Annotated in this window: 19 protein-coding genes and 4 tRNA genes; 16 read left to right on the plus strand and 7 right to left on the minus strand. The window is 37.9% G+C overall.

The features are described 5' to 3' along the window. Positions 1-111 precede the first annotated feature (111 nt). The gene (locus FIT63_RS05300; RefSeq protein WP_140006882.1) at positions 112-834 is read left to right on the plus strand and encodes an MlaA family lipoprotein; all 723 of its coding nucleotides are present in this window, start codon (positions 112-114) and stop codon (positions 832-834) included. A gap of 11 nt (positions 835-845) precedes the next feature. Here the strand turns inward: FIT63_RS05300 and pmbA are convergent, their stop codons facing one another. Then, positions 846-2180 (minus strand): metalloprotease PmbA, encoded by a 1335-nt coding sequence (pmbA, locus tag FIT63_RS05305; protein ID WP_140006883.1) that lies wholly within the window; start codon positions 2178-2180, stop codon positions 846-848. Between the two features lie 75 nt (positions 2181-2255). On the opposite strand from pmbA, the gene yjgA reads away from it, so the two are divergent. Then, positions 2256-2756: a ribosome biogenesis factor YjgA gene (gene yjgA / locus FIT63_RS05310; RefSeq protein ID WP_140006884.1), complete on the plus strand. Its 501-nt coding sequence runs from the start codon at positions 2256-2258 to the stop codon at positions 2754-2756. Positions 2757-2758: 2 nt separating this feature from the next. Here the strand turns inward: yjgA and FIT63_RS05315 are convergent, their stop codons facing one another. Beyond that, positions 2759-3514 (minus strand): PDZ domain-containing protein, encoded by a 756-nt coding sequence (locus tag FIT63_RS05315; protein WP_140006885.1) that lies wholly within the window; start codon positions 3512-3514, stop codon positions 2759-2761. Positions 3515-3570: 56 nt separating this feature from the next. On the opposite strand from FIT63_RS05315, the gene mog reads away from it, so the two are divergent. The 11 genes from mog to FIT63_RS05370 all read left to right on the plus strand — a co-directional run bounded on the left by mog (position 3571) and on the right by FIT63_RS05370 (position 11838). Next, positions 3571-4146 carry a molybdopterin adenylyltransferase gene (mog, locus tag FIT63_RS05320; RefSeq protein ID WP_140006886.1) on the plus strand — a complete coding sequence of 192 codons (576 nt, stop codon included), beginning with the start codon at positions 3571-3573 and terminating at the stop codon, positions 4144-4146. A 2-nt stretch (positions 4147-4148) separates the two neighbouring features. Further along, positions 4149-5093 carry a thiamine-phosphate kinase gene (thiL, locus tag FIT63_RS05325; protein ID WP_140006887.1) on the plus strand — a complete coding sequence of 315 codons (945 nt, stop codon included), beginning with the start codon at positions 4149-4151 and terminating at the stop codon, positions 5091-5093. Next, positions 5086-5553, plus strand: coding sequence for a phosphatidylglycerophosphatase A family protein (locus tag FIT63_RS05330; RefSeq protein ID WP_223259889.1), 468 nt, complete (start codon positions 5086-5088; stop codon positions 5551-5553). The genes thiL and FIT63_RS05330 overlap by 8 nt, the downstream gene beginning before the upstream one ends. Continuing rightward, a complete protein-coding gene (locus FIT63_RS05335; RefSeq protein ID WP_140006889.1) occupies positions 5550-6050 on the plus strand; it encodes a CinA family protein in 501 nt (166 codons plus the stop codon). The genes FIT63_RS05330 and FIT63_RS05335 overlap by 4 nt, the downstream gene beginning before the upstream one ends. A gap of 45 nt (positions 6051-6095) precedes the next feature. After that, a complete protein-coding gene (gene recA / locus FIT63_RS05340) occupies positions 6096-7130 on the plus strand; it encodes a recombinase RecA (protein ID WP_140005620.1) in 1035 nt (344 codons plus the stop codon). Between the two features lie 79 nt (positions 7131-7209). Beyond that, positions 7210-7593: a regulatory protein RecX gene (locus tag FIT63_RS05345; RefSeq protein WP_223259890.1), complete on the plus strand. Its 384-nt coding sequence runs from the start codon at positions 7210-7212 to the stop codon at positions 7591-7593. 7 nt (positions 7594-7600) lie between these two features. Further along, positions 7601-10255 carry an alanine--tRNA ligase gene (gene alaS / locus FIT63_RS05350; RefSeq protein ID WP_140006891.1) on the plus strand — a complete coding sequence of 885 codons (2655 nt, stop codon included), beginning with the start codon at positions 7601-7603 and terminating at the stop codon, positions 10253-10255. 6 nt (positions 10256-10261) lie between these two features. Next, positions 10262-11485, plus strand: a complete 1224-nt coding sequence (locus tag FIT63_RS05355) for an aspartate kinase (protein WP_140006892.1) — start codon at positions 10262-10264, stop codon at positions 11483-11485. 49 nt (positions 11486-11534) lie between these two features. After that, positions 11535-11628: transfer RNA gene (locus tag FIT63_RS05360), tRNA-Ser, on the plus strand. Between the two features lie 33 nt (positions 11629-11661). After that, positions 11662-11738: transfer RNA gene (locus FIT63_RS05365), tRNA-Arg, on the plus strand. Positions 11739-11761: 23 nt separating this feature from the next. Further along, positions 11762-11838, plus strand: a tRNA-Arg gene (locus FIT63_RS05370). 237 nt (positions 11839-12075) lie between these two features. Here FIT63_RS05370 and FIT63_RS05375 read toward each other — a convergent pair. Then, positions 12076-12151: transfer RNA gene (locus FIT63_RS05375), tRNA-Lys, on the minus strand. Between the two features lie 64 nt (positions 12152-12215). Beyond that, the gene (gene ffh / locus FIT63_RS05380) at positions 12216-13571 is read right to left on the minus strand and encodes a signal recognition particle protein (protein ID WP_140006893.1); all 1356 of its coding nucleotides are present in this window, start codon (positions 13569-13571) and stop codon (positions 12216-12218) included. Positions 13572-13645: 74 nt separating this feature from the next. On the opposite strand from ffh, the gene FIT63_RS05385 reads away from it, so the two are divergent. Beyond that, positions 13646-14449: a cytochrome C assembly family protein gene (locus tag FIT63_RS05385; protein ID WP_140006894.1), complete on the plus strand. Its 804-nt coding sequence runs from the start codon at positions 13646-13648 to the stop codon at positions 14447-14449. 4 nt (positions 14450-14453) lie between these two features. Here the strand turns inward: FIT63_RS05385 and FIT63_RS05390 are convergent, their stop codons facing one another. Genes FIT63_RS05390 through pssA form a run of 3 tightly spaced genes read right to left on the minus strand, consistent with a single transcriptional unit; the run spans position 14454 to position 17465 of the window. Beyond that, positions 14454-15116: a histidinol-phosphatase gene (locus tag FIT63_RS05390; protein WP_140006895.1), complete on the minus strand. Its 663-nt coding sequence runs from the start codon at positions 15114-15116 to the stop codon at positions 14454-14456. Positions 15117-15124: 8 nt separating this feature from the next. Beyond that, positions 15125-16675, minus strand: coding sequence for a 2-isopropylmalate synthase (locus tag FIT63_RS05395; protein ID WP_140006896.1), 1551 nt, complete (start codon positions 16673-16675; stop codon positions 15125-15127). Further along, a complete protein-coding gene (pssA, locus tag FIT63_RS05400) occupies positions 16653-17465 on the minus strand; it encodes a CDP-diacylglycerol--serine O-phosphatidyltransferase (RefSeq protein WP_140006897.1) in 813 nt (270 codons plus the stop codon). The genes FIT63_RS05395 and pssA overlap by 23 nt, the downstream gene beginning before the upstream one ends. Positions 17466-17576: 111 nt before the next feature. Here pssA and tgt point away from each other — a divergent pair, with 111 nt between their 5' ends. Both tgt and yajC read left to right on the plus strand, forming a co-directional pair. Further along, entirely contained in the window at positions 17577-18683 is a 1107-nt protein-coding gene (tgt, locus tag FIT63_RS05405) for a tRNA guanosine(34) transglycosylase Tgt (RefSeq protein ID WP_140006898.1), read from the plus strand. 53 nt (positions 18684-18736) lie between these two features. After that, on the plus strand, positions 18737-19051 hold the full coding sequence (yajC, locus tag FIT63_RS05410) for a preprotein translocase subunit YajC (RefSeq protein ID WP_140006899.1): 315 nt from the start codon (positions 18737-18739) through the stop codon (positions 19049-19051). Positions 19052-19074: the final 23 nt, after the last annotated feature.

A 19074-nucleotide genomic window follows, 5' to 3' on the forward strand; every position in this document is an offset into this window, starting at 1 on the left:
GATGTTGTTTTTATGCCACACCAAAGGCCTCTAGGCTTTAATTTTCAATAAGTTATAGACAAAAAAACAACATTAATAGATAATTTGTGCAACTTAATGAATCTTTTTGACATGACAAAACACATAAGCAAATTCCTCGTAGCAATCTTAGTCACTTTCGTCATGTTTGGTTGTGCTTCACAACAAAACAAAGACCCTCTCGAAGGTCTTAATCGTTCAGTGTACAAATTTAATGAAGTCGTCGATAAAGTAGCATTAAAACCAGTGGCTCAGGGATACCAAGCGATTACACCAACCCCTGTTCAAACGGGTGTAAATAATTTCTTTAAAAATATTCGTGACGTAGTCACACTTGTAAACGAATTATTCCAATTTAAATTTAAGCAAGCTGCTAATACAACAGGTCGAATTGCTGTTAATACGACTGTGGGAGTGCTTGGTCTATTTGATGTGCATTCAAAAGCAGGTGGCGCTCGTACAATAGAAGATTTTGGTCAAACGCTTGGTTACTATGGTTTAGATAGTGGCGCATATTTAGTGCTTCCTATTCTTGGCCCATCAAGCACTAGAGATGGTATTGGTTTTGCGACTGACGCATTCTTCTTCAATCCAATTGGGTATATCGAGGACGACACAACTCGATGGTTGACTATTGCTGCAGCTGTCATTGATAAACGTGCAGAGCTTATGGCTGATTTCGATATTCGAGACAAATCTTTCGATCCTTATGCTTACATGCGAGATAGTTATTTGCAAAACAGAGAAAATTTAGTTAAAGACGGTGTTGAAGATCCGAAAGGCGTTAGACCTTCCAGTATTCCATTTGGTAATTAATTAGCTTTTTATCAACTAGACGCAATACTCATTTTTTCTAGTAAGATCGAACCTGTATGTTTCGATCCGTTTCTGTAAACATCATTTCCAATAGCTAAAATCTGTTTCAACATATCTTTCATATTGCCTGCAATCGTAATTTCCTCCACTGGATAAGTAATCACCCCGTCTTCAACCCAGAAGCCTGCAGCACCTCTAGAATAATCACCTGTCACCATATTTATGCCGTGACCAAGTAGCTCTGTTACAAACAGACCTTTATGCATTAATTTAATAAGGTCTTGTAGATTTTGATTGCCGGTCTTCACAATTAGATTATGCGCACCACCAGCATTACCTGTTGATTGCATGCCAAGCTTTCTGGCGGAGTATGAAGATAGAAGATATCCATTGATGGTACCTTGATCAACTAACAGTCTCGAATTGGTCGCTACCCCTTCATCGTCAAACATAGAGCTTGCGTCTCCGCGTAAAAGGAAAGGGTCTTCTTCAATCGTTAATTGCTCACTTGCTACTTTTTCTCCAAGCGAGTTTAGAAGAAATGAGGATTGACGATATAAATTACCGCCTGAGATGGCTGAAATAAGAGATGAGATAAGTCCACTTGCTATCGGCGCTTCAAAAATAACTGGCGCATGGCACGTATGAATTTTTTTAGCGCCTAATCGAGAGACCGTTCTTGTGCCTGCTAATTTTCCTACCGATTCACCAGACTCTAAATCTTCAACATGCCTTGCGGACGAATACCAATAATCTCTTTGCATCATCGACTTTTCTTCTCCAATCACAGAGCAACCAATCGAATGCCTAGATGTAGGATAGCCACCCATAAAGCCATGGCTATTAGCATAAATAAAAATACCCTCAGAAGATGAAACGCTAGCACCCTCGGAATTTGTAATTTTTTGACTGACACCAAGCGCTGAAGCCTCACATGTTTTTGCAAGGTCAATCATATCGTCTATAGAAATATCCCATGCATTATGCAAATCAAGATCTTGCATGTTTGTCGCCATAAGATTTTTATCAGCCAAGTCAAAAAAAGGATCTGGAGCTGTATAGCGCGCAATATTAAAAGCAGCTTCAACAGTATCTTCAATGCTTTGCATTGATAGATCAGATGAGCTAGAGCTACCTTTTCGCTGCCCATTATAAAGGGTGACAGAAAATCCTTTATCCCTATTGATTTCAAGCGTTTCAAGGCTACCTAAACGTACAGAAACATTTTTACCTGTACCATAACTTACCTCAACTTCAGATGCAGTAGCGCCTATGCTCTTTGCATAATGCATTGTGTGTTCAGCAATTTTTTTTAAATGCTCTAAATCAAATTGATTTTTTTTCATGTCTCTATAGATGGGAAAGTAAACCCTGTTATCATAACTTAGAAATAGTCACTCTATAAACTCACTTATATTCATATGGCAAAAGATAAAGATCTCGAAAATACTACCGTCAGCCGAACGCAGCTTAAACTTGAAGCTGAAAAACTTCAATCACTTGGATTGAAATTGTGTGAGTTATCAGTATCCAAATTAAAGGCGTTGACCTTGCCACCCGATTTATTCGAAGCCATTTTAGCTATGCAAAAGATTACGAGTAACGGCGCCAAAAGGCGTCAAAGTCAATATATCGGGAAGCTCATGAGAAAATTTGATGCAACTGAATTAAATACTATTATGACTTTTTGGGATCAGCAAGAAATTAAAGAAAAACAACATTTTCATAATATAGAATTATGGCGGAAAAAATTAGTTGAAGAGCCAGGAAGTATTAATGACTTCTTAATTAAGTTTCCAACTGAAGAAAAATTAATTTTATTAAATACAATCAAAGAAGCGGTTGAAGAAAAAAGTAAGGATAAAGCACCTAAATATAATCGAGAATTATTTAAGCTTATAAAAAAAATTATAGAGAAATAAAATTATCTACGGTTAAGTTCAGTGACTACAACCTTTTCCTCATCGTCTCTTGAATATTTAATTTTTACTTTGTTGCCTTGCTGTTTAAATACTGATTTAGAAAATTCTTCAGGCGATTCGGTATTCACATCATTTAATACAAGTATTACATCCCCTTTTTGAATGCCTGATTTAAAAGCAGGTGAATCTTTAATCACTGCTACAACTTTCAAGCCCACTTCTTCTTTCTTCTCTTTGGTTTCTGAATTTGTTTTAATTAACTTAATCACATGTAATCCTAAAATAGGCTGAGGGAGCTTGGCCCAATAGGTAGCATAGAAGTCAAATTTACTATTTTTATCTTGTAAGTCTGCTTCACTCACCTCAATCACAGTGTTTTTCTCACCCTTGCTGTTTTTTTTCATTTCAGCATGAAGCTGTCTTAAGCGCTCTGGTCTTGTCATTTCATTAATTTTACGATCGTATACTAAAACCACATCTGCCTCGATTGATTGAGCATGCTTAAGAGCTTGATTAGGCTCTGTAAAAGCCCCCTGAAATGCTGAGGTGCCCATGAGGTCATAACCGTCTTCTAACATTCTAATTTTATCTTTTTCTTTATTCATGCCAGCATAAATTTTTGTATCCGGCTTTTTTTGCAAGGAATGAAACTTGGTTGTACTTTGAGTAAGATAATTTTCTTGGAATAAATTAGTTTCTTCAGCAAAAGCCAGCATGCTGAATAAATTAAGGATGATAAAAATAAGTTTAAATTGCATAGAATTCCTTTAAAGCGATAATGTTATGATCGAACTTTCACTTATTATGACCCATCATGAAAAATAAGTTCACTAAAATTGGACTCATTTCAATTAGCGACCGAGCTTCAAAAGGCGAATATGAGGATCAAGGTATTCCTCACCTAAAGGCTTGGCTTCAAAAAGCGCTCACCTCCCCCTTCGAAACGATAGAAAAAATTATCCCTGATGAAAGACCGCTGATTGAATCTTCGTTGATTCACTTTGTAGATGTCGAATTATGCGATCTTATTCTTACCACAGGCGGGACAGGGCCTGCTTTAAGAGACGTAACGCCTGATGCTACCCTAGCCATTGCGGATCGAGAGATGCCCGGCTTTGGCGAGCAAATGCGTCAAATCAGCTTACATTTCGTCCCTACAGCTATTCTCTCTAGGCAGGTTGCAGTTGTGCGTAAAAATACACTTATTATTAATTTGCCCGGCCAACCTAAATCTATTGCCCAAACACTTGAAGGATTGAAAAATGATCAAGGGGAAGTCATAGTGCATGGCATTTTTGCTGGGGTACCTTATTGTATTGATCTTTTAAATGGCTCTTTTATTGAAACACATCAAGATATTGTGACGACTTTTAGGCCTAAAACTAAATAATCATGTCTTCAGAATTCGAAATTATTGATCAATACTTTAAGAAAAAAATGAAACAGACTGCCCTCGGTGTGGGTGATGATGCGGCAATTATTAATATTAAAAAAAATTGTGAAATCGTTATTTCTTCAGACATGCTTGTAGAAAATGTTCACTTTCTAAAAAATACCAACGCAGCGCATTTAGGTTGGAAATCTCTTGCAGTTAATTTATCTGATATTGCAGCAATGGGTGCTATACCTAAATGGGCAACTTTATCGATATCGCTACCTAAAATAAATCATGACTGGCTGAAAGAATTCTCAAAGGGCTTTTTTAAATGTGCTGATCAATTTGGCATTGATCTTATTGGTGGCGATACCACAAAAGGTCCTCTGACTATTTCAATTACTATCATGGGTGAAATTAAAAAAAATAAAAGTCTATTGAGATCTGGCGCAAAAATAAATGACGATATATGGGTGACAGGTCAATTAGGCATGGCCTCCATGGGCTTGGCTAGCCTGCAAGGGACATTAAAACTCGCCCCTAGTTTGAAAATAAAATGTATAAAAGCACTTGAAACACCCACACCTAAAGTTTTAATCGGCTCCCATTTATCTCGCTATGCGAATAGCTGTATTGATATTTCTGATGGTCTCATTCAAGACTTAAAACATGTCTTAAAAGCTTCCACAGCTGGAGCCACTCTTTTACTTAATGAAATACCGTGTGATCCATTTATTCATGCATCAAAAAAATATCAATTCGCATTAAGTGGGGGCGATGATTATGAATTACTATTTACAGCTCCAAAAAAACATAGGCTCACTATAGAAAAAATTGCAAAAAAAACGAAAACAGCTACCAGCATCATTGGTGTGATTACTAAGAACACATCCCTCAAGGTCATAGATCAAAAAGGCAAATCCATATTATTCAACCCAAAAGGCTTTGATCACTTTGCCTAATCTTAAATTTCTAATAAAGCATCCCTCGCATTTTTTAGCGCTAGGTTTTGGTGTGGGACTTTCAAAAAAAGCACCAGGCACTCTAGGCACCCTGGTTGGGATTCCAATTTATTTATTAATATCGTCCTATAGTTTTTCCATACAGATGATGATGGCTTTCTTATTTACAATTGTAGGTATCTTTATTTGCAATCAAACAGCGCATGCACTTAAAGTTAAAGACCCTAGCGCTATTGTTTGGGATGAAATTTCGGCTTTCTTTTTAATGTTAGTCATTGCTCACCCTCTTTTAAATCCCCTTAAAATTTTTGAGTTATTTGTACTCTTTAGAATTTTTGATATTTGGAAGCCCTTTCCAATCAATTATCTAGATCAGCATGTAGGGGGTGGATTGGGTATTATGCTTGACGATTATGTTGCTGCATTTTTTGCACTACTTATTTATTTCTCAATGCAATGACCCAATCAATCATTCAAGATACATGCCTTCAGGTCAGCAATGCCCTCATTAAAAATCACTTGCGGATAGCACTTGCTGAGTCATGCACTGGCGGGTTAGTTTGCCAACATCTCACAAATATTCCTGGAAGCTCCGCCTGGTTCGACCGAGGATTCATTACATATAGCAATGAAGCAAAAATTGAATTACTTAAGGTCGATCCAACGACACTTTTAAAATATGGTGCGGTGAGTCATGAGGTTGCTTCCGAAATGGCTTTAGGCGCCCTTAAAGAGAGTCATGCTCAAATAGCTCTATCAATTACAGGCATTGCAGGTCCCGCAGGGGGGTCTACTGAAAAGCCTGTAGGTACAGTTTTCTTTGCTATTGCTCATCAAAATAAGATCATTTTTAATGCTTCAAAAGTCTTCCCTGGATCAAGGGAAAATATACGTGAATCTTCTTGTCTATTTGCACTAAATCAGGTCTTAGCGCTTACTTTAAACCCCCAAGTATGAAATAATTATTAGTGATAAAAACACTTTAATTAAAGGCAAATTTAGATGGATGACAATAAAAGTAAGGCACTTGCTGCCGCATTAGCGCAGATCGAAAAACAATTCGGAAAAGGCTCCGTCATGAGGATGGATGATTCCGAAGTCATCCAAGATATCCAATCAGTTTCAACAGGTTCCTTAGGTCTTGATATTGCGCTTGGCATAGGTGGTCTTCCTAGAGGGCGTGTTGTTGAAATATATGGCCCAGAATCCTCAGGCAAGACATCTTTAACGCTATCAGTCATCGCTCAAATGCAAAAACTGGGTGGCGTCGCTGCTTTTATCGATGCTGAACATGCACTTGATCCTCAATATGCTGCCAAATTAGGTGTTGTAGTTCCAGACCTACTCATATCTCAACCTGATACAGGCGAACAAGCCCTTGAAATTGCAGACATGCTTGTACGAAGTGGTTCAGTCGATATTGTCGTCATAGACTCTGTAGCAGCTTTGACGCCACGTGCAGAAATTGAAGGTGAAATGGGTGACTCTCATATGGGCCTTCAAGCTCGTCTTATGTCACAAGCCTTAAGAAAATTAACAGGCAATATTAAAAAAACAAATACGCTTGTCATATTCATTAACCAAATTCGTATGAAGATTGGGGTCATGTTTGGCAATCCAGAAACAACCACGGGCGGCAATGCTTTGAAATTTTATGCGTCCGTGAGACTTGATATACGACGTATTGGTGCAATCAAAAAAGGTGATGAAGTCGTGGGTGCTGAAACAAGAGTTAAAGTGGTTAAAAATAAGGTGGCGCCTCCATTTAGACAAGCTGAATTTGACGTGCTTTATGGTGAAGGCATTTCAAGAGAAGGTGAAATCATTGAAATTGGTGCTCAATTAAATTTTGTTGAAAAAGCAGGGTCATGGTATAGCTATAATGGCGAGAAAATTGGCCAAGGCAAAGACAATGCCAGAGAATTTTTAAAAGAAAATCCTAAAATTGCTCAAGAAATTGAAGATAAGATTAGGGCAAACTCATCAACTTTAAGTGAAGCGATGACTGCACCTCAGGAAACAGACGAAACTGAGTAACACAAAAAATAATCCATTAGTTTTACTTAAAAAAAGAGCGTTATATTACCTAGCAAAAAGAGAGTACTCACATCTCGAATTGAAATTGAAATTAAGTGAGTACGCTCATACGCTCGAATTGAATGAAGATGCATTAGATCTTTTTATATCGTCTCTTGTGTCAGATGGATGGCTTTCTAATGAGCGGTATTGTGAACAATTTATTCATGCAAAAAAAAATAAATTCGGGCGATATAAGATCATTCGAGAACTTGAAGAAAAAGGAATAGAGCAGGCTCTTATAGAGGAACACATAAGCCCTCTTAAAAACCAAGAATTATTATATGCAAAACAAGTATGGCAAAAGAAATTTAGACTCCCTCCCTCTTCTAAAGAAGAATGGTCAAAACAAGCGCGCTTTTTGCAAAGTCGCGGGTTTGATGTTTCGCTTATAAAAAAAATATTGAATGCCAAGGAAGAATAGCTAGCGTATGTCAACTGCATCGAACCATCCCATTATTTCTAGTGAAGAAATTAGAAATATTTTCTTAGATTTTTTCAAGAATAAACAACATCAGATTGCAGCTTCAAGCTCTTTAGTGCCAGGAGAAGACCCTACTTTACTATTTACAAATGCTGGGATGAATCAATTCAAAGATGTGTTCTTAGGATTTGATAAACGTCACTATGCTAGAGCGACTTCAAGCCAAAAGTGTGTCAGAGCCGGTGGCAAACATAATGACTTAGAAAATGTAGGCTATACAGCAAGACATCATACTTTTTTTGAAATGCTCGGCAATTTCAGCTTCGGTGATTATTTTAAAAAAGATGCTATTCAATATGCTTGGGAACTTCTCACTGAAGTTTATAAAATACCCAAAGAAAAACTGCTCGTGACTGTCTATAGTGAAGATGATGAAGCATACGATATTTGGGCTAAATCAATCGGTATTCATCCGGACAAAATTATTCGTATTGGCGACAACAAAGGTGCCAAGTATGCATCAGATAATTTTTGGATGATGGGTGACACAGGCCCATGTGGTCCATGTACTGAAATTTTTTATGATCATGGAAGCCATATACCTGGCGGTCCGCCTGGATCTAAAGATGAAGATGGGGACCGATTCATTGAAATTTGGAATATTGTTTTTATGCAATATAACCGCGATGAAAAAGGTGTCATGCATACATTACCAAAACCTTCTGTGGATACAGGCATGGGCTTGGAGAGAATATGCGCAGTCTTGCAAGGTGTGCATGCCAATTATGAAACAGATTTATTTGTCCCCCTTATTCAATCAGCTGCAAATATTACAAAAACATCAGACATCCATCACCCCTCACTCAAGGTATTGTCAGATCATATTCGCGCTTGTACATTCTTAATTTCAGATGGTGTGATTCCCGGCAACGAAGGCCGCGGTTATGTTTTAAGAAGAATTATCCGTAGAGCCATCAGACATGGCTATAAACTAGGATGTAGACAACCTTTCTTCCATAAGTTAGTGGATGATGTTGTGCGTATGTTAGGCAAAGCTTATCCTGACATTGAAAGAAATAAACAAAATATTGCTTTATCACTCAAGCTAGAAGAAGAGCGATTCTTTGAAACCATTGAAAATGGTATGAATATATTAGAAGAGTCTATTCAAGCGCTTGTTAAAAAAAATCAAAAAACTTTTGACGGTCAAATTGCTTTCAAGCTCCACGATACTTTTGGATTTCCACTTGATCTGACCGCTGATATTTGTCGAGAGAAAAATATATCCATCGATCAAAAAGGTTTTGATGAGGCGATGGAAGCTCAAAAATCTATGGCTCGGTCTTCTAATAAATTCAAAATGAAAATAGATGTCGACTATAACGGTGACGCTACACATTTTAGTGGATATGAGACCATGGAATGCAAGGCAAAAGTCTTGGCTTTATTCAAAGACGATATGTCCAAGACAGAGCTTCTCAAAGGTGAGTCTGGCATTGTGATTCTTGACACCACCCCCTTCTATGCAGAATCAGGCGGCCAGGTAGGTGACAAAGGGTTGATTAAAACTTCTAATAGCTCTTTTAAAGTTGAAGACACCATAAAAATCAAAGCAAAAATTTATGCTCACTTTGGTATAGTTGAAACGAACAGCTTAAAAGTATCTGATGAAGTCATGGCATCCGTTGAAAATGATTCTCGGAAAAATATTATGCGAAATCATTCAGCAACCCATTTATTACATAAAGGTCTTAAGAATACCTTAGGCTCTCATGTAGAACAAAAAGGCTCGCTCGTTGACGAATCGAAAACACGTTTTGACTTTTCACACCCCAAAGCTTTAACTTCAGATGAAATTAAATCTGTTGAAATGTTTGTTAACCAAGAAATACTTAACAATACAGATACGGAAGCTAAGACTATGCATTTAGATGACGCCAAAAAAAGTGGTGCCATGATGCTCTTTGGTGAGAAATATGCTGACGAGGTGAGAGTGCTTAGTATTGGATCAAGTAAAGAACTATGCGGCGGCACGCATGTAAAAAGAACTGGGGATATTGGTGCCTTCAAAATTATTTCTGAAACAGGTATCTCCTCCGGTATTCGACGCATTGAAGCGACAACAGGATTTAATGTCATTCATTATATGAATGAACATGTTTCAATCATTGACCGTTTAGCACATGATCTAAAAGTCCCCTCCTCCGAACTTTTAAGCAAAATTGATCAAATCCAAGATCTCATGAAAGAACAGGAAAAAAATATTCAGCAACTGAAATCAAAAATTACTTCTTCTGAAAGTGGTAACTTATCTAAAAAAGCAGTCTCCATAGGAGAGGTTAAAGTTGTGATGGAAAAATTAGGTGCTGCCGATACACAAGCGTTAAGAGAGACCATTGATAAACTTAAAGTAGAACTCAAAAGTGCAGTTATAATTTTAAGTGGTGTAGATCAAGGTAAAGTCACCCTAGCGGTCGGTGTGACGCATGATCTTGTGAATAAAATAAAAGCAGGTGACATTGCAAATGAACTAGCCATTGCGATTGGCGGTAAAGGTGGCGGTAAACCTGATCTTGCAATGGCTGGAGGATCAAAACCAGAACTTCTTGATCAAGCTTTTAGTGATTGCTTAACTCAATTAAAGAAAATAATACTTAACTAAATATCTATGAGTTTAATTGTACAAAAATACGGCGGCACATCAGTTGGAACGCCAGAAAGAATTCGGGCTGTTGCAAGACGTGTCGCTCGATATAAATCACTCGGACACCAAATCGTTGTGGTGGTGTCTGCCATGTCTGGTGAAACTAATCGACTCATTGGCTTAGCTAGAGAGATTATGGCCGAGCCTGATCCACGTGAGTTAGATGTCATAGTGTCTACAGGCGAACAGGTTACTATTGGTATGACAACACTTGCTTTAATTGAGCTTGGTATTAAAGCTAGAAGCTACACCGGTTCTCAAGTCAAAATTCTAACGGATGATGCTCACACTAAAGCTAGAATTTTAAAAATTGACCATCACAATATTCAAGAAGATTTAGATCAAGGTTATGTTGTGGTCGTTGCTGGATTCCAAGGTGTGGATGAACAAGGTAATATTACGACGCTTGGGCGTGGTGGCTCAGATACAACCGGAGTTGCGCTAGCCGCAGCGCTTAAAGCTGATGAATGCCAAATTTATACGGATGTGGATGGTATTTATACAACCGATCCTAGAGTGGTGCCTGAAGCTAAGAAATTAGATTCAATTACTTTTGAAGAGATGTTAGAAATGGCAAGTCTAGGATCAAAAGTACTTCAAATTAGAGCAGTCGAATTCGCAGGTAAATATAAGGTTAAATTAAGAGTGTTATCAAGCTTTGAAGAAGAAGGTGACGGCACTTTAATTACATTTGAGGAAAAAAATAAAATGGAAGATCCCATTATTTCAGGTATTGCTTTTAATCGCGATGAAGCCAAGGTAAGTATTCTTGGTGTGCCAGATAAGCCAGGTATTGCTTATCAAATATTAGGCCCCATTGCAGATGCCAATATCGATGTCGATATGATTATTCAAAATGTAGGCGCTGTTGGAACAACTGACTTTACATTTACTGTGAATAGAATTGATTTAAATAAAGCCTTAGGTATTCTTAATGAAAAAGTTAAGGGTCACGTGAACGCTAGAGAAGTAAATGGAAACGATAAAATTGCAAAAGTATCCATCGTAGGTGTTGGTATGCGCTCTCACGTTGGTGTTGCAAGCCAAATGTTTAGAACATTGTCCGAAGAAGGCATTAATATTGACATGATCTCAACAAGCGAAATTAAAATTTCAGTGCTTATTGATGAGAAATATCTAGAGCTTGCAGTCAGAGCCCTTCATAAAGCTTTTGGACTTGACGCATAAGCACTAGAAATTGATTTTTAAAGCAATTTAGCGTATTGTTCGCGCTTCTGGAGAGCTGGCCGAGAGGTCGAAGGCACTTCCCTGCTAAGGAAGCATACGGGCTTAAACCTGTATCGAGGGTTCGAATCCCTCGCTCTCCGCCATTATTCAATATCATTAAGTTATAATGTCACAACGCGCCCGTAGCTCAGCTGGATAGAGTACTTGGCTACGAACCAAGGGGTCAGGAGTTCGAATCTCTTCGGGCGCGCCACTTTTGTCATCTCTAGTATTTATGCGCCCGTAGCTCAGCTGGATAGAGTACTTGGCTTCGAACCAAGGGGTCAGGAGTTCGAATCTCTTCGGGCGCGCCACTTTAATAAAAAGCTAAACAAGAAGTATTTAAAAATAACTCAAAACGAAATAACAAAAGAGCAAAATATTTTTTTAATTTCTAATAAAATTTAAGTTAAATAAAATTAAAACTATTAGAAACGAACTGTCTATAAAAATACTAATACCACTGATTTTATTATGCAGTCTATTCGAAGTTTAAGATGTAATTTGAATTGGACTTTTGAAGGTTAATGCTACAAAGTCCTTGATATAAATGGTGGGTCGGGCGGGGGTCGAACCCGCGACAAACGGATTAAAAGTCCGCTGCTCTACCAACTGAGCTACCAACCCAGAATTAACAAAACAAGGAATTATCCGTTATTGGGCCTGATTGGTCAATAATGATTACGGAAGATTAAGGTCTTAAACCAGGTATTTTGCCAGCCATGCCACGCATAAGCTTACCCAGCCCACCCTTTGAAAACATTTTCATCATCTTTTGCATCTCTTCAAACTGATTAAGGACGCGATTCACATCTTGGACCTGCAGACCAGATCCCAAAGCAATTCTTTTCTTTCTTGTAGCTTTAATCAATTCAGGCTTTCTTCTTTCAAGAGGCGTCATTGAGCTAATAATGGCTTCTATTTGACGAAGTGATTTATCACCATCTTCAGGATTAACTTTAGATGCAGCGCTCGTAAATTGAGCTGGCATCTTATCCATCATGGCACTTACGCCACCCATTTTTTTCATCTGCCCTATTTGATTTTTGAAATCTTCAAGATCGAAATTTTTTCCTGATTTAACTTTTTCTGCTAACTTCTCAGCCTCTTTAACATCTAATGTTTTCTGTGCATCTTCGACAAGACTGACAATGTCTCCCATGCCAAGAATTCTTGACGCCATTCTTTCAGGATGAAAGGGTTCAAGGCCATTAATTTTTTCACTTGTACCAATATACTTGATCGACTTACCTGTCACTTGACGCACAGATAAGGCGGCACCTCCGCGTGTATCACTATCTAACTTAGTTAAAATAACGCCTGTTAAAGGTAGTGCGTCACCAAAAGCTTTTGCAGTATTTACTGCGTCTTGTCCTTGCATGGCATCGACCACAAATAAAGTTTCTACTGGATTTAATTTTTTATGGAGCGCTGTGATCTCATCCATCATTTCAACATCAATGCCTAAGCGACCAGCGGTATCAAAAATTACCACATCAAAGAAATGTTTTTTTGCGTAATCGATCGTTTCTGTTGCAATCTTTAATGGCTTCTGGGAAGGGTTTGAATCGAAGCATTCAATATTAAGACTTTTGGCGAGCACTTTAAGTTGATCAATCGCTGCAGGGCGATACACATCAGCACTCGCAAGTAACACTTTTTTCTTTTTTTCAATAAGCAATTTTGCAAGCTTGGCAGAAGTGGTTGTTTTACCCGAGCCCTGCAGACCTGCCATGAGAATAATAGCTGGGGGAGCAACATTCAGATCTAGAGAAACATTTTGATCGCCCATAAGAACTGTGAGTTCATCTTGGACAATTTTAATAATCGCTTGTCCTGGAGATAGGCTTTGTAATACTTCGACACCGAGCGCTTTAGTTTTAACCCGATCGATAAAATCTTTTACAACAGCTAGGGCAACGTCTGCTTCAATTAAAGCGATTCTAACTTCACGCATAGCATCACTGATATTTTGCTCAGTAAACCTGGCTTGCCCGCGAATTGTTTTAATGACACTTTGTAGTCGGTCGGTTAGATTTTCTAACATGCGTTCATCCTGTTTTAGGTTAACTCTTCTTAATGTACATGGTATATTAAACCTTTAATTACCAATTAAAAATTATGGAAATTTGGCTACCTATTTTAATCACGTCCTTGTGTTACCTCACACCAAGCCTGTTGCTATTTAAAAAACAAATACCAGACAAAAATCTCACTAATTTAAATGCACTATTGATTGGTATCGGCTTATTAGCTCATTTTACAATTCTTAAAGCCAGTATTTCTTTTAATCCAATTAATCTGGGTTTTTCTAACGCCCTTATTGCAACCTCATTTTTTAGTATTTTGATTTTTTGGATACTTAATTTTAATAAAAATTTTAATTATCTGCAGCCGTTTTTGCTTATTCCATCAGCTTTTTTACTGATCATACATCCCTTATTTGTATCAAATCACTTCCTCACAACTGATCTATCGCCATTATTTATGACCCATATTGCCATTGCTTTACTGGCATATAGTCTATTTACTTTTTCAGCTTACGTGGCCATTTTCATTTTAATTTTTGAAAAAAAATTACATCAGAAAAAGAAAATAGACATGATCTTAAGTGGCTTCCAGCCCCTCATTGAAATGGAAAATTTCCTGTTTAATATTAATAAGATTGGGTTTATTTTACTAACCATCACACTTTTAAGCGGCATTCTATTTTCAGAGCAACTTTTTGGAACCCCTCTTCAGTTTAACCACAAAACAGTTTTCTCAATATTAGCTTGGCTGATTTATGGGCTTCTTTTAGTAGGCAAAAGACTTTATGGTTGGCGTGGTAGAAATTCTATCTATATTTCACTCACCGCTTTTGTATTTCTTTTGTTGTCTTACCTTGGCAGCAAATTCGTTTTAGAAATTATTCTTCATAGATAAGAAATCATCTCAAAGAAATTTGAGGCCAGCCTTTAGATGTTGCATATTCACTTAATATATCGTCGGAATCAACCGCTACAGGGTGTGTGACTTTTTCCATTAAAGGTAGGTCATTATGAGAGTCGCTATAGAAATATGACTTTTCAAAACTAGCTAATGATAAATCTTTACTTTTAAGCCATGCTTCAAGACGTGTGACCTTCCCCTCTTTAAAAGAAGGAGTCCCCGAAACTTTTCCAGTAAATTCACCCTCTTTTTCTTCAGGGTCCGTACCTATCAAATTTTCAATACCAAATAATGCGACAATTGGTTTTGTAATAAAGCTATTGGTCGCTGTAATCACAATAATAAGATCACCTGCTTCTTGATGCTTTTTGACGAGCGCACGAGCCTTTTCAGTAATCATAGGCTTAATCACTTCTTCTACATATTTTTTAAGGAGTTGATTAAGAACGCTTCTAGGATTCCTAGCAAGCGGTTTGAATTGAAACTCAACGAATGCGAATATATCTAGTGTTCCATCTTTATAGTCAGCGTAGAATTTTTCATTTTTTTCCGCATGAATTGCGCCATCTAGATAGCCTTCTTGAATAAGAAAACGGCTCCAGTTATAATCACTATCACCCGCTAAAATAGTATTGTCTAAATCGAAGAGTGCTAAATTCAAATTAAGCTCTAAACCTGAGGATGGGCACGTTCTAATTTGGAATGGAGTTTATTGAGTCCATTGATATAAGCTTTAGCAGATGCAATCACAATATCTATATCCGCGCCTTGTCCATTCACAATACGACCGCCCTTAGCCAATCTCACGGTCACTTCACCTTGAGCGTCTGTGCCACTTGTGATGTTATTTACAGAATAAAGTTGAAGTTCTGCACCTGAGTTTGCAATTTTTTCGATGGCTTTAAATGTGGCATCTACAGGTCCGCCGCCAGAAGATTCGGCCATAACCTCTTTTCCAATTTCGGAAATTTTAATAACCGCATGAGGGGTTGTGCCTGTTTCTGACATGGCCTTTAAATGAATTAATTTGTAATGCTCTATTGCTTCAGAAGTATATTCTTCGCTCATAAGCGCATGAATATCTTCATCAAAAATTTCTGATTTTTTATCCGCTAAATCTTTAAATCTTGCAAATGAGGCATTAATAATATCTTCTGACTGAATGTCGATACCCAATTCTTGGAGCCTTGTTTTAAATGCATTACGACCTGACAATTTTCCAAGTGAAATCTTATTTGCACCCCAACCCACATCTTGCGCGCGCATAATTTCATAGGTTTCTCTATGTTTTAAAACGCCATCTTGGTGGATACCAGATTCATGCGCAAAAGCATTTGCCCCTACAATCGCCTTATTAGGCTGGACGGGATAGCCTGTAATTGTGGACACCAATCTCGAAGTCGGGACAATTTGTGTGGTATCAATACCTGTCGTTAAATTAAACAAATCTTTTCTTGTTTTAACGGCCATCACAATTTCTTCTAGACTTGCATTACCAGCTCTTTCGCCTAATCCATTAATCGTGCATTCAACTTGTCTAGCGCCATTCATGACTGCTGCAAGTGAATTTGCCACTGCCATGCCTAAATCATTATGACAATGCGTTGACCATACAACTTTTGAAGAATTTTCAACTTGATTAATGAGGGCTTTCATTCGCTCACCCCAAACACCTGGAATCGAATATCCAACCGTATCGGGTACGTTGATTGTTTTAGCACCCACTTTAATCACAGCGTTAAACACTTTTACAAGAAAATCCATTTCGGATCGCACCGCATCTTCAGCAGAAAACTCGACATCATCGGTATATTCCAAAGACCATTTCACAGCTTGAATGGCTCGATCTAATACTTCATCCTCTGACATGCGAAGTTTATTTTCCATGTGAATTTTGCTAGTTGCAATGAAGGTATGGATACGTCCTTTTTTTGCATGTTGGATAGCCTCGCCAGCTTTACGAATATCGTTTTCAACGGCACGTGCTAATGAGCAAACAGTCGACTCTTTAATATTTTTCGCAACAGCGCTTATAGAATTAAAGTCTCCAGGGCTTGCTGCTGCAAAGCCTGCCTCAATGACATCGACACCAAGTTTCTCAAGCTGCCTTGCAATGCGCAACTTTTCTTCCTGTGTCATAGACGCACCAGGACTTTGCTCCCCATCCCTTAAGGTGGTATCAAAAATGATGAGTTTGTTATTTTTTATTTCTTGTTGCATTCACTACCGCCTTATTTTTAAATGTAAAATTTCTAATGAAATTGAAATAGCCTGACAAGAAGTAACAACCCACCACAATAAAAATGGCTTCAGGCGGGCTATAAGAAACTAATACAAATGCCAAAATGACTAATAGAATAGCGACGGATGGAACACTATTTCTTAGATTTATATCTTTGCCACTATAAAATCTAATTTCACTGACCATTGAGAGTGCAATCACTATGGTGAGTGACCAAGAAACCCATTTCATTTTAATCATATTGAAAAAAATCTCGTTGCCACTAAAGCCGTTTTCATTTGATACCCAGACAAAACTGACAAGCAAAGCTGCTGCTGCCGGGCTTGGTAATCCAAAAAAATATTTTTTTTCATCTCGGTCTAGCTTAACGTTGAAGCGAGCGAGTCTAAAGGCTGCACAACAGCAATAAATAAAAGCCGCGATCCAGCCCAACTTACCTAAGGGCTTTAATGTCCATACATATAAGATGAGGGCCGGAGCTACGCCAAATGAAACCATATCTGAAAGACTGTCGTACTCGGCTCCAAAAGCACTTTCGGTATGCGTGAGTCGCGCGATACGTCCATCTAATCCATCCAAAATAATGGCAATAAAAATTGCAATAGCAGAGAGCTCATAGTTACCATTCATCGCTTGAACGATGGAATAAAATCCGGAGAATAAAGCAGCAGTGGTAATAAAATTGGGTAGCAAATAAAAAGTATGCTGTCCTATTTTATTTCTTAACAAATCTTCTTTATTTTTTCCGATACTTTTTAACTTTTTCATGTGTTATTTTTAGTTGGAAACTCAATCTTTTAGTATAACAAAGCTTTAACGATTTCATTAATTCTAATTTATACTCATTGACTTACCGCTATCGAGAACTAAAAATCAAAGATGCAATTTAAGCTCATTCAAAAAGATGGTGAAGCCAGACGAGGTGAAATCAAGCTTCAACATGGTACTGTCCAAACACCGGTATTTATGCCTGTGGGCACCTATGGCGCTGTGAAGTCTTTAAGCCCTCAAGATCTAGAATCAATTGGTTTTGAAATTATCCTTGGCAATACTTTTCATCTCTGGCTCCGACCAGGGTTAGATACAATTTCGTCCTTTAAAGGGTTGCATGATTTTATTCAATGGCATCGATCGATGCTCACAGACTCTGGTGGTTTTCAGGTATGGAGTCTTGGCAAAATGAGAAAAATTACTGAGGAAGGTGTTGAGTTTAAATCGCCTATTAACGGTGACACTTGTTTCTTAAGCCCTGAAGAATCCATGCGAATTCAAAAAACACTTAACTCAGACATCGTCATGATCTTTGACGAATGCACCCCCTATCCAGCCTCGCATGAGGAAGCAAAAGCTTCTATGGAGCTAAGTTTAAAATGGGCCTATAGAAGTAAAGTGGCTCACGCAACAAATAAGAATGCTTTGTTCGGAATCATTCAAGGAGGCATGTTCGAAGATCTGAGGGAACATTCACTTGATGAATTAAAAAAAATCAATTTCGATGGCTATGCCATTGGTGGATTATCTGTCGGCGAACCTAAAGAAGAGATGCGTAAAGTGATTGATTTTATCGCGCCTAAAATGCCAGAAGACAAGCCTCGCTATTTAATGGGGGTAGGTACCCCAGAAGATATTATTGAAGCCATTGCTCATGGTATTGATATGTTCGATTGTGTCATGCCAACAAGGAATGCTAGGAATGGTTGGCTATTTACTAAATATGGTGATCTAAAGCTTAAAAATACACAGTATAAAAATGATACAAATCCAATCGATAGCGATTGCGGATGTTATACATGCCAAAACTATTCTCGCGCTTATCTTCACCATCTTTTTAGGATTGGGGAAATGCTGGGCTCTCGCTTAAATACGATCCATAACTTGTCCTATTATCAAAAAATAATACAAGAAGCTAGGGTTGCTATTGAAAATGGAACATTTGAAACTTATAGAAAAATATTCCATCAAAACCGTCAACGCGGCATTCAATAAATGTCTGCTGTGTTAAAATTAACCTTTAAAATTAATTACCTGTAGGAATATAAATGTTTATAAGTTACGCATATGCCGCTGATGCGGTACCCACTGATCTCATGAGCTTTTTGCCATTTATCATCATTTTTGTGCTTTTTTACTTCATGTTAATTCGCCCGCAAATGAAACAAGCAAAAGCCCATAAGCTCATGATTGACTCACTCAAAAAAGATGACGAAATTGTGACCAATGGAGGCTTCCTTGGTAAAGTGGTCAAAATCAAAGATCAGTATGTAACCATAGAAATTGCGGCTGGCACTCAAATTCATATCCAGAAACAATCCGTCATAACCTTGCTAACTAAAGGCACCATCAAATCTATCTAATTTCTGAAGTGATAGCTTAAGTT

Source organism: Candidatus Methylopumilus planktonicus (assembly GCF_006364715.1).
In the GTDB taxonomy this organism is placed as follows: Bacteria; Pseudomonadota; Gammaproteobacteria; order Burkholderiales; family Methylophilaceae; genus Methylopumilus; species Methylopumilus planktonicus_A.

Bases quoted from the DNA above. Each gene is read 5' to 3' on its own strand.
- pmbA (WP_140006883.1), bottom strand. From the start codon at position 2,180: ATGAAAAAAAATCAATTTGATTTAGAGCATTTAAAAAAAATTGCTGAA.
- FIT63_RS05335 (WP_140006889.1), top strand. From the start codon at position 5,550: ATGACCCAATCAATCATTCAAGATACATGCCTTCAGGTCAGCAATGCC.
- tgt (WP_140006898.1), top strand. From the start codon at position 17,577: ATGCAATTTAAGCTCATTCAAAAAGATGGTGAAGCCAGACGAGGTGAA.
- mog (WP_140006886.1), top strand. From the start codon at position 3,571: ATGAAAAATAAGTTCACTAAAATTGGACTCATTTCAATTAGCGACCGA.
- thiL (WP_140006887.1), top strand. From the start codon at position 4,149: ATGTCTTCAGAATTCGAAATTATTGATCAATACTTTAAGAAAAAAATG.
- pssA (WP_140006897.1), bottom strand. From the start codon at position 17,465: ATGAAAAAGTTAAAAAGTATCGGAAAAAATAAAGAAGATTTGTTAAGA.
- yjgA (WP_140006884.1), top strand. From the start codon at position 2,256: ATGGCAAAAGATAAAGATCTCGAAAATACTACCGTCAGCCGAACGCAG.
- FIT63_RS05315 (WP_140006885.1), bottom strand. From the start codon at position 3,514: ATGCAATTTAAACTTATTTTTATCATCCTTAATTTATTCAGCATGCTG.
- recA (WP_140005620.1), top strand. From the start codon at position 6,096: ATGGATGACAATAAAAGTAAGGCACTTGCTGCCGCATTAGCGCAGATC.
- FIT63_RS05385 (WP_140006894.1), top strand. From the start codon at position 13,646: ATGGAAATTTGGCTACCTATTTTAATCACGTCCTTGTGTTACCTCACA.
- FIT63_RS05395 (WP_140006896.1), bottom strand. From the start codon at position 16,675: ATGCAACAAGAAATAAAAAATAACAAACTCATCATTTTTGATACCACC.
- alaS (WP_140006891.1), top strand. From the start codon at position 7,601: ATGTCAACTGCATCGAACCATCCCATTATTTCTAGTGAAGAAATTAGA.
- FIT63_RS05355 (WP_140006892.1), top strand. From the start codon at position 10,262: ATGAGTTTAATTGTACAAAAATACGGCGGCACATCAGTTGGAACGCCA.
- yajC (WP_140006899.1), top strand. From the start codon at position 18,737: ATGTTTATAAGTTACGCATATGCCGCTGATGCGGTACCCACTGATCTC.
- ffh (WP_140006893.1), bottom strand. From the start codon at position 13,571: ATGTTAGAAAATCTAACCGACCGACTACAAAGTGTCATTAAAACAATT.
- FIT63_RS05300 (WP_140006882.1), top strand. From the start codon at position 112: ATGACAAAACACATAAGCAAATTCCTCGTAGCAATCTTAGTCACTTTC.